The following is a 1,418-nucleotide window of genomic DNA, read 5'->3' as shown; positions in this document are numbered from 1 at the left end:
ACACAGTGGACGCGAGCAACTGAGGACAAGCCCTCGGCCTATTAGTACCGGTCAACTCCACCAGTCACCTGGCTTCCATATCCGGCCTATCAACCCAGTCGTCTACTGGGAGCCTTAACCCCTCAAAGGAGGTGGGAGTCCTCATCTCGAAGCAGGCTTCCCGCTTAGATGCTTTCAGCGGTTATCCTTTCCGAACGTAGCCAACCAGCCATGCCCTTGGCAGAACAACTGGCACACCAGAGGTTCGTCCGTCCCGGTCCTCTCGTACTAGGGACAGCCCTTCTCAAGACTCCTACGCGCACAGCGGATAGGGACCGAACTGTCTCACGACGTTCTAAACCCAGCTCGCGTACCGCTTTAATGGGCGAACAGCCCAACCCTTGGGACCGACTCCAGCCCCAGGATGCGACGAGCCGACATCGAGGTGCCAAACCATCCCGTCGATATGGACTCTTGGGGAAGATCAGCCTGTTATCCCCGGGGTACCTTTTATCCGTTGAGCGACGGCGCTTCCACAAGCCACCGCCGGATCACTAGTCCCGACTTTCGTCCCTGCTCGACCCGTCGGTCTCACAGTCAAGCTCCCTTGTGCACTTACACTCAACACCTGATTACCAACCAGGCTGAGGGAACCTTTGGGCGCCTCCGTTACTCTTTAGGAGGCAACCGCCCCAGTTAAACTACCCATCAGACACTGTCCCTGATCCGGATCACGGACCCAGGTTAGACATCCAGCACGACCAGAGTGGTATTTCAACGACGACTCCACCTGAACTGGCGTCCAAGCTTCACAGTCTCCCACCTATCCTACACAAGCCGAACCGAACACCAATATCAAACTGTAGTAAAGGTCCCGGGGTCTTTCCGTCCTGCTGCGCGAAACGAGCATCTTTACTCGTAGTGCAATTTCACCGGGCCTATGGTTGAGACAGTCGAGAAGTCGTTACGCCATTCGTGCAGGTCGGAACTTACCCGACAAGGAATTTCGCTACCTTAGGATGGTTATAGTTACCACCGCCGTTTACTGGCGCTTAAGTTCTCAGCTTCGCCAACCCGAAGATTGACTAACCGGTCCCCTTAACGTTCCAGCACCGGGCAGGCGTCAGTCCGTATACATCGCCTTACGGCTTCGCACGGACCTGTGTTTTTAGTAAACAGTCGCTTCTCGCTGGTCTCTGCGGCCACCCCAAGCTCAAGGAGTAAATCCCATCACCTAGTGTGGCCCCCCTTCTCCCGAAGTTACGGGGGCATTTTGCCGAGTTCCTTAACCATAGTTCACCCGAACGCCTCGGTATTCTCTACCTGACCACCTGAGTCGGTTTAGGGTACGGGCCGCCATGAAACTCGCTAGAGGCTTTTCTCGACAGCATAGGATCATCCACTTCACCACAATCGGCTCGGCATCAGGTCTCAGGCAC

Annotated in this window: 1 rRNA gene (running past one end of the window); it reads right to left on the bottom strand. The window is 55.7% G+C overall.

Annotated features, from left to right (window positions below):
• Positions 1–21 precede the first annotated feature (21 nt).
• Positions 22–1,418 (bottom strand): 23S ribosomal RNA (locus ACFRKB_RS38845) (it continues 1,794 nt past the right edge of the window).

This window comes from Streptomyces scopuliridis, assembly GCF_042790125.1.
GTDB classification, from domain to species: domain Bacteria; phylum Actinomycetota; class Actinomycetes; order Streptomycetales; family Streptomycetaceae; genus Streptomyces; species Streptomyces scopuliridis_A.
The sequence above is the reverse complement of the archived record's forward strand: the minus strand, read 5'-3'. Positions and strand labels throughout refer to the sequence as shown.